At 64.2% G+C, this 14,435-nt stretch carries 13 protein-coding genes; 7 read left to right on the top strand and 6 right to left on the bottom strand.

Annotated features, from left to right (window positions below; translation table 11 throughout):
• Positions 1-308 precede the first annotated feature (308 nt).
• Positions 309-1,127, top strand: coding sequence for an N-acyl homoserine lactonase family protein (locus tag XH98_RS19280; RefSeq protein WP_271619584.1), 819 nt, complete (start codon positions 309-311; stop codon positions 1,125-1,127).
• Between the two features lie 121 nt (positions 1,128-1,248).
• Here the strand turns inward: XH98_RS19280 and XH98_RS19275 are convergent, their stop codons facing one another.
• On the bottom strand, positions 1,249-1,791 hold the full coding sequence (locus XH98_RS19275; RefSeq protein ID WP_271619583.1) for a MarR family winged helix-turn-helix transcriptional regulator: 543 nt from the start codon (positions 1,789-1,791) through the stop codon (positions 1,249-1,251).
• A gap of 110 nt (positions 1,792-1,901) precedes the next feature.
• Between XH98_RS19275 and XH98_RS19270 the strand changes: the two genes are divergently transcribed.
• From XH98_RS19270 to fahA, 5 genes are all read left to right on the top strand, one after another.
• The gene (locus tag XH98_RS19270) at positions 1,902-3,518 is read left to right on the top strand and encodes an FAD-dependent oxidoreductase (protein WP_271619582.1); all 1,617 of its coding nucleotides are present in this window, start codon (positions 1,902-1,904) and stop codon (positions 3,516-3,518) included.
• 8 nt (positions 3,519-3,526) lie between these two features.
• Positions 3,527-3,754 carry a DUF2783 domain-containing protein gene (locus XH98_RS19265; RefSeq protein ID WP_271598177.1) on the top strand — a complete coding sequence of 76 codons (228 nt, stop codon included), beginning with the start codon at positions 3,527-3,529 and terminating at the stop codon, positions 3,752-3,754.
• 18 nt (positions 3,755-3,772) lie between these two features.
• Entirely contained in the window at positions 3,773-4,729 is a 957-nt protein-coding gene (locus XH98_RS19260) for an MBL fold metallo-hydrolase (protein ID WP_271598176.1), read from the top strand.
• Between the two features lie 2 nt (positions 4,730-4,731).
• On the top strand, positions 4,732-6,078 hold the full coding sequence (gene hmgA / locus XH98_RS19255) for a homogentisate 1,2-dioxygenase (RefSeq protein WP_271619581.1): 1,347 nt from the start codon (positions 4,732-4,734) through the stop codon (positions 6,076-6,078).
• A 147-nt stretch (positions 6,079-6,225) separates the two neighbouring features.
• Positions 6,226-7,497 carry a fumarylacetoacetase gene (fahA, locus tag XH98_RS19250; protein WP_271619580.1) on the top strand — a complete coding sequence of 424 codons (1,272 nt, stop codon included), beginning with the start codon at positions 6,226-6,228 and terminating at the stop codon, positions 7,495-7,497.
• 93 nt (positions 7,498-7,590) lie between these two features.
• Here fahA and XH98_RS19245 read toward each other — a convergent pair whose 3' ends face one another.
• Both XH98_RS19245 and XH98_RS19240 read right to left on the bottom strand, forming a co-directional pair.
• Positions 7,591-7,902: a DUF1272 domain-containing protein gene (locus XH98_RS19245; protein WP_271598173.1), complete on the bottom strand. Its 312-nt coding sequence runs from the start codon at positions 7,900-7,902 to the stop codon at positions 7,591-7,593.
• 74 nt (positions 7,903-7,976) lie between these two features.
• A complete protein-coding gene (locus tag XH98_RS19240) occupies positions 7,977-8,456 on the bottom strand; it encodes an Lrp/AsnC family transcriptional regulator (protein ID WP_057743490.1) in 480 nt (159 codons plus the stop codon).
• A 121-nt stretch (positions 8,457-8,577) separates the two neighbouring features.
• On the opposite strand from XH98_RS19240, the gene hppD reads away from it, so the two are divergent.
• On the top strand, positions 8,578-9,696 hold the full coding sequence (gene hppD, locus XH98_RS19235; RefSeq protein ID WP_271619579.1) for a 4-hydroxyphenylpyruvate dioxygenase: 1,119 nt from the start codon (positions 8,578-8,580) through the stop codon (positions 9,694-9,696).
• Positions 9,697-9,822: 126 nt separating this feature from the next.
• On the opposite strand, the gene XH98_RS19230 is transcribed toward hppD, so the two are convergent.
• The 3 genes from XH98_RS19230 to XH98_RS19220 form a co-directional block, all read right to left on the bottom strand.
• Complete coding sequence (locus XH98_RS19230) at positions 9,823-10,929, bottom strand: CaiB/BaiF CoA transferase family protein (protein ID WP_271619578.1); 1,107 nt, start codon at positions 10,927-10,929, stop codon at positions 9,823-9,825.
• A 209-nt stretch (positions 10,930-11,138) separates the two neighbouring features.
• The gene (locus XH98_RS19225) at positions 11,139-11,939 is read right to left on the bottom strand and encodes an FAD binding domain-containing protein (RefSeq protein WP_220005792.1); all 801 of its coding nucleotides are present in this window, start codon (positions 11,937-11,939) and stop codon (positions 11,139-11,141) included.
• Positions 11,940-12,077: 138 nt separating this feature from the next.
• Positions 12,078-14,420 (bottom strand): xanthine dehydrogenase family protein molybdopterin-binding subunit, encoded by a 2,343-nt coding sequence (locus XH98_RS19220; RefSeq protein WP_271619577.1) that lies wholly within the window; start codon positions 14,418-14,420, stop codon positions 12,078-12,080.
• Between the last annotated feature and the right edge of the window lie 15 nt (positions 14,421-14,435).

Here is a 14,435-nt window from a genome sequence, read left to right as displayed (position 1 = left end):
ACTTACGCAAAGGGCATTATCAAACCGGGGAGCGGGGGCGTCAACCGCTTGGAGAGTCTGCACTATCGCGACAATTGAGCGCGAGGCGCAGGCCGGCGGCGAGGGGAATTTTTCGACGATCAGGGCTCTCCTCGACGCAAGCTCGTTCAGGGTTCCGAATGCCATGTTAGGCCGGCACTCGCGACGAAAATGTGATTGGTCTCACATTGCTGCCGGGTTCGCTGCAACCGCGCGGTTTGACCTTTGCGGCCGGCGATGGCTTGGTGCGCCGAGGTCCACTCAGAAAAGCAAAAGCCGGGATCACAGCCATGAGCAAGCCAGAGGGAAACGCCTACGAAATCTACGCCTTGCGCTATGCGACGATGTCGCCGCGCACCCCCAGCATGAATTTTCTGGCGCCGGATCCGCATGACAGCGCGGCACAGGACCTCGACTACTTCGTTTGGCTGATCCGAAGGGACGGCCGCGATATCCTGGTCGATACCGGCTTCAATGCCGAGGAAGCGTCCTTGCGCGCGCGAAAACTGACGCTCGATCCGGTCGATGCGCTGGAGCGCTTCGGCGTCGCGGCGGCCGCCATCCGCGACATCATCGTGACGCATCTGCATTACGACCACGCCGGCAATCTCGATCGCTTTCCCAACGCGCGCTTCCACCTCCAGGAGCGCGAGATGGCTTACGCGACCGGCCGCTGCATGTGTAACGGACTCCTGCGTCATCCGTTCTCGGTCGAGCACGTCACCCAGATGGTGCGCCATGTCTATGGGGAGCGCGTCACCTTCCATTCCGGCGACGGCGAGGTCGCGCCCGGCGTGACCGTGCACCGCGTCGGCGGCCATTCCGACGGCTTGCAGGTGGTCAAGGTCGAGACCGCGCGCGGCCCGGTGGTGCTGGCGTCGGATGCAGCGCATTATTACGCCAATCTGCAGCGCAGGAGCCCGTTCCCGATCGTCTACAATGTCGGCGACATGGCGGCCGGCTGGGAGACGATCGAACGCCTCGCCGGGCATCCCGATCGCTACATTCCCGGTCACGATCCTGTTGTGACCGAGATCTATCCGCGCGCGAGCGACAAGGTCGACGCCTGGTCGCTGCATCTGCCGCCGACGCGGTCGTTTGCGAAGTGACGGTGCAGACGTCATTCCGGGGCGCCGCAACGCGGCGAACCCGGAATCCATCGCGCCACCGGTTACGTAGATAAATGGATTCCGGGTTCGCGCTGCGCGCGCCCCGGAATGACAGCGTTGCCTAATACGCCTGCTTGGCGTCAGCCTCTTCGCTGGTCTGGATCAAATCGAGGCTCTCCTCGATCTTGCCGAGCAGCGCCGAGAGCTGCTTGCGCTCCTGCGCGGAGAGGCAGGCCAAAATCTCGTCCTCGCGTCGCAGCAGCTGCGGGAACAGCTCCTCGTAGAGCGTGCGGCCCCTCTTGGTCAGTCGCAGGCGAAATTCGCGGCGGTCGGCTTCGTTCTCGACCCGCTCGATCAAGCCGCCTTGCAAGAGCGTGGTCACCGCGCGGCTGATGGTCGATTTATGCGTGCGGGTACATTGCGAGATGAATTGCGCGCTGCAGGCATCGTTGCGGAAGCCAAGCGTGGCGATCACGCGCCAGGCCGGGATGTCGAGGCCGTGACGTTCCTGATATTCCACCGCGAGCGCGGAGCTGACCTCCGCGGCAAGCCGGTTGAGGCGGAACGGCACGAACTTGAACAGATCGAGCCGCGATCTCGGCGGTGGGGAAGCCTCGCCGGCTTCTCTCGTCTTCAGCGCGATGTCGCTTGATGTCCTCGCCAAGGAGAGCGCTCCGAATTCCAGTTGACGGCCGGCCGGCTCCGGTCCAAAATAGTTGCACGTGAGACTATCTAGCAGATCAGTGCTCTCCTGACCAGAGCCGAGGTTAGTGTATGGCGCCAGCCAATACGCATCAGGCCAAAATCCAATTCGGCTATCGCCGCCACCCCGACCAGGACCGTCCCGGCCAAAGCGCGGCCGAGCATCCGGTCGTGGTCGTCGGGGCTGGCCCGGTCGGCCTGTCGCTCGCCATCGATCTTGCCCAGCGCGGCCAGCGTGTCGTCCTGCTGGATGACGCCGATCGCATCGGCGAAGGCTCGCGCGCGATCTGCTTCTCGAAGCGTTCGCTGGAATATTGGGACCGGCTTGGCGTCGCCGACCGCATGGTCGACAAGGGCGTGGTGTGGAGCGTCGGCCGCATCTTTCACGGCGAGTCCCAGCTCTATCAGTTCAACCTGTTGCCGGAAGACGGCCACAAGCGGCCGGCCTTCATCAACCTCCAGCAATATTACGCCGAAGCCTATCTGGTCGATCGCATCAGCGAGCTGCCTGCGATCGACCTGCGCTGGCGCAACAAGGTGACCGCACTCGAGCAGCGCAATGATTCCGCCTTGCTGACGATTGAGACGCCTGAAGGCGCCTATCGCTTGCAGGCGCAATATGTCGTCGCCTGCGACGGCGCGCGTTCATCGCTGCGGCAGATGGTCGGCGCGGAGTTTGGCGGACAGGTGTTCGAGGACCAGTTCCTGATCGCCGACGTCAAGATGACCGCGGCATTCCCGACCGAGCGCTGGTTCTGGTTCGATCCGCCGTTCCATGCCGGCCGCTCGGCGCTGCTGCACCGGCAGCCCGACGATGTCTGGCGCATCGATCTCCAGCTCAATCGCTACGCCGATCCTGTCGTCGAGAAGAAGCCCGAGAACGTGCGGCCGCGAATCGCGCGCATGCTCGGCCACGACAAGTTCGAGTTCGAATGGATCTCGCTCTACAAATTCCAGTGCCGGCGGATGGACCGCTTCATTCATGGCCGCGTGATCTTTGCCGGCGATTCCGCACATCAGGTCTCGCCCTTTGGCGCGCGCGGCGCGAACTCCGGGCTTGAAGACGCCGAAAATCTTTCCTGGAAGCTCGATCGTGTGCTGCGTGGTATTTCGCCGGCGAGCCTGCTCGAGAGCTATCATATCGAGCGCAGCCTGGCGGCCGACGAGAACATCCGCGAATCCACCCGCTCGACCGATTTCATGGCGCCGAACTCGCATCAGGAAGCGCGGCTGCGCAAGGCGGTGCTGGCGCTGGCCAAGGAGACCGAGTTCGGCAAGCGCATGGTCAATGGCGGCCGGCTCTCGGTGCCGTGCAGCTACGACTCGCCGCTGTCATCGCTGGATGCGGAGGCGTGGGCCGGTGGGCCTCGTCCCGGCTGTTCCATGCTCGATGCTCCCCTGGGCGAGGGGGTCTACCTGACGGACGCGTTCCGGAAAGGTGGAACGGACTTCGCCTTGCTGTCGTTCAGCAATGGCGCGGCGTTCGATGCGCCCGAGGGCGTCAAGGACATCCGCATCGGCGGGGTGGCCGGATTAGCCGATCCCGCGGGCCTCGTCGCCAGCCGCTATGACGCCGCGCCTGAAACGGCCTATCTGCTCAGGCCCGATGGCTACGTCGCGGCACGCTTCCGCCATCCGACGCGCGCTAGCGTCGCGGCGGCATTGTCGCGGGCTCAAGGCTTGAATTGAGGTTTGGCATGCCGCTATCAACCAGCTCCAACTTCGCGCGGCCTGACGACGCCTTTCGCGCCATCGTCGAAGCGCATCGCGGCCTTACTGAAGAGCAGAGCGCTGATTTCGACGCGGCGCTGGTGCTGATCCTCGCCAACCATATCGGCGATATCGATGTGCTGCGGGAAGCGCTGGTGCTGGCGAAACGCCGCATGATCGATGGCCAGCAGCAACAGCAACAGCAACAACAATAACTTCGTAAGGATGAATTGATGGCGAAGAACTTCGCATCCACCGGCGATCTCGCCGAAAAGAAGATCACCTTCTCCGAGATCGGCGCCGATCTCTATGCCTTCACCGCCGAGGGCGATCCGAACACCGCTGTGATCGTCGGCGACGATGGCTGCCTCGTGTTCGACGCGCAGGCAACGCCCGCGATGGCGAACAAGGTGATCGAACGCGTGCGCAAGGTGACGGACAAGCCGATCAAATATGTCGTGCTGTCGCATTATCACGCCGTGCGCGTGCTCGGGGCCTCCGCCTATCACGCGCAGGGCATCGTCGCCTCGCAGGAGACCTATCGGCTGATAGAGGAGCGCGGCCAGCAGGATTGGGATTCCGAATACGGCCGCTTCCCACGCCTGTTCCAGGACGCGGCCAGCATTCCCGGCCTGACCTGGCCGACGCTGACCTTCGAAGGCGAGATGTCGATCTATCTCGGCAAGCGCGAGGTGCGGCTGATGCAGCTCGGGGCCGGCCACACCTCCGGCGACATCGTCGCCTGGGTGCCGGATGCCGAGGTGATGTTCTCCGGCGACCTCATCGAATATCACTCGGCCTGCTATTGCGGCGATGCGCATTTGCGCGAATGGCCGCTGACGCTGAACGAGATCCGCAACTTCAATCCCAAGGCGATTGCGCCGGGCCGCGGCGATGCGCTGAAGGGCACCGCCACCGTGCGCGAGGCCATCGCGATGACGCGCGATTTCGTCACCTCGCTCTATGGCGCCGCCGAAATCTCGGTCGCGAAGGGACGCACGCTGAAGGAATCGATGGCGGCGACGCGCGAGGTCATGGATCCGAAATTTTCCAGCTTCGCCATCTACGAGCACTGCCTGCCGTTCAACGTCTCGCGCGCCTATGACGAAGCGTCGGGCATCGACGATCCCGTGATCTGGACCGACAAGCGCGACCAGGAAATGTGGGCCGCCCTGCAAGGAGGAGGATAGTCATGAACATCAATACCTCGCCTGATCAGATCGTCCGCAGCTCGGGGCAGGTGACGCCGGGCTACATGTCCGGCTTCGGCAACAGCTTTGAGACCGAGGCGCTGCCGGGCGCGTTGCCGATCGGGCGCAACTCGCCGCAGCGCTGCGCCTATGGCCTCTACGCCGAGCAGCTCTCGGGCTCACCCTTCACCGCGCCGCGCGGCAGCAATGAGCGCTCCTGGCTCTATCGCATCCGCCCCTCGGTGAAGCATTCCGGACGCTTCGAGAAGGTCGACGCCGGCCTGTGGCGCTCGGCGCCGTGCCATGAAAACGATCTGCCGATTGCGCAATTGCGCTGGGACCCGACGCCGCTGCCGAAGGAGGAGGTCACCTTCCTCCAGGGCGTGCAGACCATGACCACAGCCGGCGACGTCGATACGCAGGCCGGCATGGCCGCGCATGTCTATCTCATCACCAAGTCGATGGTGGACCAGCATTTCTACAATGCCGACGGCGAGCTGATGTTCGTGCTCCAGCAGGGAAACTTGCGCCTCGTCACCGAATTCGGCCGCATCGATGCCGAGCCCGGCGAGATCGTGGTGATCCCCCGCGGCGTGAAATTCCGCGTCGAGATTCCGAACGGTCCGGCACGCGGCTATCTCTGCGAAAACTACGGCGGCGCGTTCACGCTGCCGGAGCGCGGGCCGATCGGCGCGAATTGCCTCGCCAATGCGCGCGACTTCCTCACGCCGGTCGCGAATTACGAGGACAAGGACACGCCGACCGAGCTTTACGTGAAATGGGGCGGCTCGCTGTTCAAGACACAGCTAGCCCATTCGCCGATCGACGTCGTGGCCTGGCACGGCAATTACGCGCCCTACAAATACGATCTGCGCGCCTTCTCGCCGGTCGGCGCGATCAGCTTCGATCATCCCGATCCCTCGATCTTCACGGTGCTGACCTCGCCGTCGGAGACCCCTGGCACCGCGAACATCGATTTCGTCATCTTCCCGGAGCGCTGGATGGTCGCCGACAACACCTTCCGCCCGCCCTGGTATCACATGAACATCATGAGCGAGTTCATGGGCCTGATCTACGGCGTCTACGACGCCAAGCCGCAGGGCTTCGTCCCCGGCGGCATGAGCCTGCACAATTGCATGCTGCCGCACGGCCCCGATCGCGACGCCTTCGAGCACGCCAGCAATGGCGAATTGAAGCCGGTGAAGCTCACAGGCACCATGGCGTTCATGTTCGAGACCCGCTACCCGCAGCGCGTCACGGCCCATGCCGCGAAGTCGTCGACCCTCCAGGACGATTATGCCGATTGCTGGAAGGGGCTGGAAAAGCGGTTCGATCCGAACAGGCCGTAGTTACTTCGTCATTCCGGGATGCGCCGAAGGCGCGGGCCCGGAATCCATTGCACCACCGGTTACATGGATGAATGGATTCCGGGCTCGCGCTACGCGCGCCCCGGAACGACGGCGGAGAAACCGTCGAGTTATCCGGCAGGAAACCCAATGCCCCACCCCAATGACCCCACCCTCCGCTCATTCATCGACGTCGATCCTTCTTCCGACTTCCCAATCCAGAACCTGCCCTACGGCGTGTTCTCGACCCCTGGCAATCCAACGCCGCGCGTTGGCGTCGCCATCGGCGATTACGTGCTCGACCTCTGGGAGCTCGAGCAGGATTCGCGGCTCGATGTCGGAGCGCTTGGCGTCTTCTCCGGACCCTCGCTCAATGCATTTATGGCGCTGGGACCAAAGGTCTGGACCAAGACTCGCGCGCGCATCAGCGAGCTGCTCCGTCGCGATCATCCGGAGTTGCGCGACAATGAGGAGCTGCGCAGCCGAGCGCTGGTGCCGATGCGCGAGGCAAAGCTGCATCTGCCTTTCGCGGTCTCCGGCTACACCGATTTCTATTCCTCGAAGGAGCACGCCACCAATGTCGGCGTGATGTTCCGCGGCAAGGACAATGCACTGCAGCCGAACTGGCTGTACATGCCGATCGCTTATAATGGCCGCGCCTCCACAGTCGTGGTGTCAGGCACCAAGGTGAAGCGGCCGCGCGGGCAGTTGAAGCCGCCGAACGTGGAGGTGCCGAGCTTCGGGCCGTGCAAGCGGCTCGATTTCGAGCTGGAAATGGGTGTCGTGGTCGGCCAGCCGTCGCCGATGGGCGGCATGCTGACCGAGAGCCAGGCCGAGGAGATGATCTTCGGCTTCGTGCTGCTCAACGACTGGAGCGCGCGCGATATCCAGCAATGGGAATATGTGCCGCTCGGGCCGTTCCTGGCGAAAGCGTTTGCGACCTCGATCAGCCCTTGGGTGGTGACGCGCGAGGCGCTGGAGCCGTTCCGGCTGAAGGGGCCGGAGCAGCAGCCGGTGCCGCTGGATTATCTGAAGCAGGTGAGGCCGCAGAACTACGATATCGCGCTCGACGTCTCCTTGCGCGCCGCCGGCGCCAATGCGCCGGCGAGCATCAGCCGCACCAGTTTCAAATACATGTACTGGTCCTCGGTGCAGCAGCTCATGCACCATGCTTCAAGCGGTTGTGCGATGAATGTCGGCGATCTCCTCGGCAGCGGCACCATCTCGGGCCCGGAGAAGAACCAGCGCGGCAGCTTGCTCGAGATCAGCTGGAACGGCACCGAGCCGGTGGAATTGCCCGGCGGCGCCAGGCGCGCGTTCCTGGAAGACGGCGACAGCCTCGTCATGCGCGGCTGGTGCCAGGGCAACGGCTATCGAATCGGCTTCGGTGAGGTCGAGGGGACGATTGTGCCGGCGGAATAGCCGCTGTCATTCCGGGGCACGCGAAGCGTGAACCCGGAATCTCGAGGTTCCGGGTTCGATGCTGCGCATCGCTCCGGAACGACGACCTCGGATTCACCGTTTCTCCGGCGGCACGTCGCGCACCCGCGCGCAATGCGCGGCGACGTCGTCCAGGCTGTACTTCAAATGCACCCGCTTGTCCGACGGCGCCTGCTTGCTGGTGCAGACGCCCGGCCGCCATTCCTGCGTCGGGCGGATCGGGCGCGGCGCAAAGCCGCCGCCGCAGTTCGGACAGACGTTGAACAGCTTTGTCTCGACGCAATCGGCGCAAAAGGTGCATTCGTAGGAGCAGATCCGCGCGTCGGTGGCTGATGGCGGCAGGTCGCGGTCGCAATATTCGCAGTTCGGTCGCAGCTGAAGGGCCATGGCTAAAGTCTCCCGGATCGGTCTCGATCATCGCAGACCGCGCGGGCAGCGCGAATGGCGTAGTTCCCTCGATTTCAGCCAGCCTTCAAATCCTTCAGCGGCAGCTTTGAGCTCTCTTTCAGCCGGTCGAGCACGATCGAGGAGCGCACATGCGCCACGCTCTGGTGCGGCATCAGGACGTCATTGACGAGATTGGAGAGGCCCTTGAGGTCACGCAGCACGGCTTTCAGCACGTAGTCGGCATCGCCCGTGAGCGAATAGGCCTCCTGAATCTCGTCGATCCGGTTCACCAGCGCGCGGAAGCGCTTTGAATTGTCCGGCGAGTGGGTCGCAAGCCCGACCTGGATGAAGGCGATCACGCCGAAGCCGAGCGCCTCGCTGGAGAGGTCGGCGTGATAGCCCGCGATCACCTTCTCCTGCTCCAGCCGCATCCGCCGCCGCGAGCATTGCGAGGCCGAGAGCCCGGCCAGCTCGGCGAGCTCCTGGTTGGTGAGGCGGCCGTCATCCTGGAGCGCACCCAGGATCTTGAGGTCGAAGGCATCCACCGGAATCATGCGTCATTTGTCCATTTCGTGCACGGATCGTGCATAGGATAGCGAAAACGCGTCCCGTTTGCACGCTCATTGCGTGCTCCATGAAGGATAGTTCTACCCAGCAGCAATTGGGAGAACCGCAATGGGTCCGTTTCCGCACGATGCACCGCCGGCCACGATCACATCAGACAATCCGATGGGCACCGACGGGTTCGAGTTCGTCGAATATGCGCATCCCGATCCCGAGCAGCTGCACGATCTGTTCAAGCTGATGGGCTATGCGGCGGTCGCGCGCCACAAGACCAGGAACATCACCGTCTATCGCCAGGGCGACATCAACTATCTCGTCAACGAGGAGCCCGGCACCCACGGTTACGAGTTCGTCGCCGCGCACGGTCCCTGCGCGCCGTCGATGGCGTTCCGCGTGGTCGATGCCAAGGCCGCCTATGACCGCGCGATTGCGCTCGGCGCCGAGCCGGCCGGCGTGACACCGGCGCAGAAGACGCTGGATGTGCCCGCGATCAAGGGCATTGGCGGCAGCCTGCTTTATTTCGTCGATCGCTATGGCGCCAAGGGCTCGGCCTATGATGCCGAGTTCGAATGGCTCGGTGCGCGCGATCCGCGGCCCCATGGTGCCGGCCTGTTCTATCTCGATCACCTCACCCACAACGTCCATCGCGGCCGCATGGATGTCTGGGCCGGCTTCTACGAAAAACTGTTCAACTTCCGCCAGATCCGTTTCTTCGACATCGAGGGCCGCGCCTCCGGCCTGTTCTCGCGTGCGCTGACCAGCCCTGACGGCAAGATCCGGATTCCGATCAACGAGGACGCCGGCGATTCCGGCCAGATCGAGGAATATCTGAAGACCTATCGTGGCGAAGGCATCCAGCACATCGCCTGCGGTTGCCGCGACATCTACAAAACCATCGAAGGCCTGCGCGAAGCCGGCCTGCCCTTCATGCCGTCGCCGCCCGCGACCTATTTCGAGAAGATCGATGCCCGCCTGCCTAAGCACGGTGAGGACGTCGCACGTCTGCAGAAGAACGGCATCCTGATCGACGGCGAAGGCGTGGTCGACGGCGGCCAGACCAAGGTGCTGCTGCAGATCTTCTCGGCCAACGCGATCGGCCCGATCTTCTTCGAGTTCATCCAGCGCAAGGGCGACGACGGCTTTGGCGAAGGCAATTTCAAGGCGCTGTTCGAGTCGATCGAGGAAGATCAGATCCGCCGCGGCGTGTTGAAGGTGGGGAACGCGGCGTAAGGACGCTGCCGCCACCCTACGCGACTGACCGTCATTCCGGGGCGCGCGTCAGCGCGAACCCGGAATCTCGATGTGACAATCTCCGGATTCCGGGTTCGCTCGCGACGCGAGCGCCCCGGAATGACGTCAGCCCTTCCACGCCCTCGTCACCGCCCCGATCTCCGCCACCTCCGGCTCGCGCACCGCCGACGGCGTACGCGAGAAGCGCGGCGCCGGTGCCGGCTGTTTCACGCCATGGCGCTCGATGAAGACGTTGCGGGCGACCATGTGCGGATGCGCGGTCGCTTCCGACATGGTCAACACAGGCGCAAAGCAGATGTCGGTGCCTTCCATGATCTTGCACCAGTCCTCGCGCGTCTTGCTCTTGAACACCGCTTTCAGCTTCTCCTTCAGCGCGGGCCAGGCCTTGGGGTCCATCTGTGCATCGAAGTCTGCATCGTTGAGGCCCGCATGCTGGCGCAGCAGCGCGTAGAATTGCGGCTCGATCGAGCCGATCGAGACGAAATGGCCGCAGGCGCATTCATAGACGCCGTAGAAGTGCGCGCCGCCATCGAGGAAATTGCGGTTGCGGCCTTCGGTCCAGCGTCCCAGTGTCTTCATGTCGAAGAAGAACGACATCAGCGAGGCTGCGCCATCGCACATCGCGGCGTCGACCACCTGGCCCTTGCCGGACTTTGATGCTTCCAGCAGCGCGGCGAGCACGCCGACGACGAGATAGAGCGCGCCGCCGCCGAAATCACCGACCAGGTTGAGCGGCGGCACCGGCGCCTCGTCAGTGCCGATCGCGGCGAGCGCGCCGGTGATCGAGATGTAGTTGATGTCGTGGCCGGCCGCGTTCGCCAGCGGGCCTTCCTGCCCCCAGCCGGTCATGCGGCCGTAGACCAGCCTTGGATTGCGCGCGAGCACGATGTCAGGACCGAGCCCGAGCCGCTCCATCACGCCAGGACGAAATCCTTCGACCAGCGCGTCGGCGCTGGCAAGCAGGTCGAGCACCTCAGCAATCGCCGCCTTGTCCTTGAGGTCGAGCTCGATCAGCTTGCGGCCGCGCCCCGCCACCGACTTCATGCTCTTCTTGGCGCCGACACGGTCGAGCGTGACGATTTCGGCGCCCATGTCGGCCAGCATCATGCAGGCGAACGGGCCGGGTCCGATGCCGGCGAATTCGACGATGCGGAAGCCCGCGAGCGGGCCGGTGGCGCGGACGGATGAGGTGGGCGCTGCTTTATCGAGCACGTTGTTGTTTCCTCGGGTCGCGGGCGAATGCCGGTGATCCGGCAAACGCCTCTGACGTTGCTCTTGGTGGCGAGTTAATCGGCTGATTAACTTTTCTCGCCTTCCCGCCAGCGAGGCAAGCGGTTTTCATTCCGCATGGGCAAAATAAAACGGCGCGCACCGAAGTGCGCGCCGCGGAAAATTTGTGTCGAGACGCTGGCGCGGGATTATCAGCCCGCGGCAGTCACCGCGCGCTGCGCCATCACCTTGACGAGGTTGGCGCGGTACTCCGCTGTGCCGTGGATGTCGGCCAGCAGCCCGCTCGCGGGAATGCTGACGCTGTCGATCGCCGACGGCGACCAATTCGCCTTCAGCGCGGACTCGATCGCGCCAACCCGCATCACGCCGCTTTGCGAGGCGCCGGTCGCGGCGACGCGGATCTCGCCCGCCTTCGTCTGTGCGACGAAGACGGCGGTCAGCGCGAAGCGCGAGGCGGGATGCCGCATCTTGGCATAGCCTGCTTTGGCCGGAACCGGGAACGACACGGCGGTGATGATCTCGCCGTCTTCAAGCGCGGTCGTGAACAGGCCCTTGAAGAAGTCCTCCGCCGCGATCGACCGCTTGTTGGTCTTCACGGTGGCGCCGAGCGCGAGCAGGGCGGCCGGGTAATCCGCGGCCGGATCGTTGTTGGCGATCGAGCCGCCGATCGTGCCGCGATAGCGCACCGCGGGGTCGCCGATCTGCGAGGCCAGATAGGCGAGCGCGGGGATCGCCTTCTTGGCGGCCTCGCTGGTCGCCACGTCGTAATGCGGCGTGGCGGCCTTGATGGTCAGGGTGTCGCCCGAGGCCTCGACGCCGATCAATTCCTTGATCCTGGCGACGTCGATGACATCGGAAGGCCCCGCGAGGCGCTGCTTCATGACAGGCAGCAGCGTCTGGCCGCCGGCAAGGAATTTCGCCTCGCTGCTCTTGCCGAACAGGCTGGCGGCCTCATCCACCGAGGAAGCGCGATGATAGGTTGTCTGATACATCTTGGTTGCTCCTGAAATCTTTTCTCTGTCATTCCGGGATGCGCCGAAGGCGCAGACCCGGAATCTCGAGGTTGAATTCGTGGCTCCAGATTCCGGGTTCGATGCTTCGCATCGCCCCGGAATGACGATGATGAGGTGTCAAGCCGCGTGGATCGTGCGCCACACCCTGTCCGGGGTTGCGGGCATTTCCAGGTTGTTCTTGCCGATCGCATCCGTGATCGCGTTGATCACGGCCGCGGAGGCGCCGATTGCGCCGGCCTCACCGCAACCCTTGATGCCCAGCGGATTGCCCGGGCACAGCGTCGTGGTGTGGGAGAGGTTGAAGGAGGGCACATCGTCGGCGCGCGGCATGGCGTAGTCCATGAACGAGGCCGTGACCGGCTGGCCGTTGGCATCGTACATGGCGTGCTCGAGCAAGGCCTGCCCGATGCCTTGAACCAGGCCGCCATGGACCTGGCCCTCGACGATCATCGGGTTGATCAGCCGCCCGAAATCGTCCGCCGCGACGAAGTTGACGAAGCTCGTCTTGCCCGTACCGGAATCGACCTCGAGCTCGCAGATATAGGTGCCGGCCGGGAAGGTGAAGTTGGAGGGGTCGTAGAAGGCGCTTTCCTTCAGGCCCGGCTCCATCCCGTCAGGCAGATTGTGCGCGGTGTAGGCCGCGAGCGCGACCATCGGCAGCGCGATCGCCTTGTCGGTGCCCGTCACCTTGAACTCGCCGTTCTCGATGACGATGTCGGCCTCCGAAGCCTCCAGCGCATGCGCGGCGATCTTCTTGGCCTTGGCTTCCATCTTCTCCATGGCCTTGAGGATCGCGGTGAGACCGACGGCCGCGGAACGCGAGCCATAGGTGCCCATGCCGAACTGCACCTTGTCGGTATCGCCGTGGACGATCGAGACCTGGCTGATGGGAATGCCGAGGCGGTCGGCGACGAGCTGACAGAATGTCGTCTCGTGGCCCTGGCCATGGCTGTGCGAGCCCGTCAGGATCTCGATGGTGCCGACCGGATTGACGCGCACTTCGGCCGATTCCCACAGGCCGACGCCGGCGCCAAGGCTGCCGACCGCCTTGGACGGCGCGATGCCGCAGGCCTCGATGTAGCAGGACAGGCCGATGCCGCGCAGCTTGCCGTCGGCTTTCGCCTTGGCCTTGCGCGCGGGGAAGCCGGCATAGTCGATCGCCTTCATCGCGGCGTCGAGCGAGGCGTTGAAGTCGCCGGTGTCATAGGCCATGATCACGGGCGTCTGGTGCGGGAACTGGGTGATGAAATTGTTCCTGCGCAACGCCGCCGGATCGACGTTCAGCTGCCGCGCCGCCGTCTCCATCATGCGTTCGACCAGATAGCTGGCCTCGGGACGGCCCGCGCCGCGATAAGCGTCGACCGGCGTGGTGTTGGTGTAGACGCCGATCACCTCGGCATGGATCTGCGGGATGTTGTACTGGCCCGACAGCAGCGTCGCGTAGAGATAGGTCGGCACGGCCGACGAGAACAGCGACATGTAGGCGCCGAAATTGGCGTAGGTCTTCACCTTCAAGCCGGTGATCTTGTTGTTGGCGTCGAACGCCATCTCGGCATGGGTGACGTGGTCGCGGCCATGCGCGTCGGTGAGGAAGGCCTCGGTGCGGTCGCTGGTCCACTTCACGGGGCGGCCGGTCTTCTTGGAGGCCCAGAGCGCCACCATCTCTTCCGGATAGATGTAGATCTTGGAGCCGAAGCCGCCGCCGACGTCGGGCGCGATGACGCGCAGCTTGTGCTCGGGCGCGATGTTGTAGAACGCGGACAGCACGAGCCGGGCGACATGCGGGTTCTGCGATGTCGTATAGAGCGTGAAATGCTCCTCCGCGGCGTCGTAGCTGGCGACCGCCGAGCGCGGCTCCATCGGGTTCGGCGCCAGGCGATTGTTGGTGAGGTCCATCTTCACCACATTCGCAGCCTTGGCGAAGGCCGCATCCGTCGCGGCCTCGTCACCGATCACCCAGTCATAGACCTGGTTGCCGGGGGCCTCGGGGTGGAGCTGCGGCGCGCCGGCCTTGATGGCGGCGTGGACGTCGGCGACGACAGGGAGTTCCTCGTAATCGACGACGACGGCTTCCGCCGCGTCGCGCGCGAGGTTCTTGCTGTCGGCGATCACGACCGCGACGGCCTGACCGACGAAGCGCACGGTCTCCGGCGCCATCGCCGGCCATGCGCCCATCTTCATCGGGCTGCCGTCCTTGGAAGTGATGGCCCAGCCGCAGATGAGGTTGCCGACCTTGTCGTCAACGAGCTCTTGTCCGGTGAGAACGGCAACCACGCCCGGCAGCTTCAGCGCGGCGGACGCGTCGATCTTCTTCACCTTGGCGTGCGCGTGCGGGCTGCGGATGAAATGGGCATAGGTCATGCCCAGCAATTTGATGTCGTCGACGTACCGGCCCTTGCCGGTGATGAAACGCTTGTCTTCCTTGCGCACGACGCGCGCGCCGATGCCTTCAACACCCATGTCTGGTCCTCCCGA

The organism is Bradyrhizobium sp. CCBAU 51745, assembly GCF_028128715.1.
GTDB classification, from domain to species: domain Bacteria; phylum Pseudomonadota; class Alphaproteobacteria; order Rhizobiales; family Xanthobacteraceae; genus Bradyrhizobium; species Bradyrhizobium manausense.
The sequence above is the reverse complement of the archived record's forward strand: the minus strand, read 5'-3'. Positions and strand labels throughout refer to the sequence as shown.

Coding starts and splice junctions, on each gene's coding strand:
- XH98_RS19270 (WP_271619582.1), top strand. CDS start 1,902: ATGGCGCCAGCCAATACGCATCAGGCCAAAATCCAATTCGGCTATCGC.
- XH98_RS19240 (WP_057743490.1), bottom strand. CDS start 8,456: ATGATTCCGGTGGATGCCTTCGACCTCAAGATCCTGGGTGCGCTCCAG.
- XH98_RS19280 (WP_271619584.1), top strand. CDS start 309: ATGAGCAAGCCAGAGGGAAACGCCTACGAAATCTACGCCTTGCGCTAT.
- XH98_RS19245 (WP_271598173.1), bottom strand. CDS start 7,902: ATGGCCCTTCAGCTGCGACCGAACTGCGAATATTGCGACCGCGACCTG.
- XH98_RS19265 (WP_271598177.1), top strand. CDS start 3,527: ATGCCGCTATCAACCAGCTCCAACTTCGCGCGGCCTGACGACGCCTTT.
- fahA (WP_271619580.1), top strand. CDS start 6,226: ATGCCCCACCCCAATGACCCCACCCTCCGCTCATTCATCGACGTCGAT.
- XH98_RS19260 (WP_271598176.1), top strand. CDS start 3,773: ATGGCGAAGAACTTCGCATCCACCGGCGATCTCGCCGAAAAGAAGATC.
- hppD (WP_271619579.1), top strand. CDS start 8,578: ATGGGTCCGTTTCCGCACGATGCACCGCCGGCCACGATCACATCAGAC.
- hmgA (WP_271619581.1), top strand. CDS start 4,732: ATGAACATCAATACCTCGCCTGATCAGATCGTCCGCAGCTCGGGGCAG.
- XH98_RS19220 (WP_271619577.1), bottom strand. CDS start 14,420: ATGGGTGTTGAAGGCATCGGCGCGCGCGTCGTGCGCAAGGAAGACAAG.
- XH98_RS19225 (WP_220005792.1), bottom strand. CDS start 11,939: ATGTATCAGACAACCTATCATCGCGCTTCCTCGGTGGATGAGGCCGCC.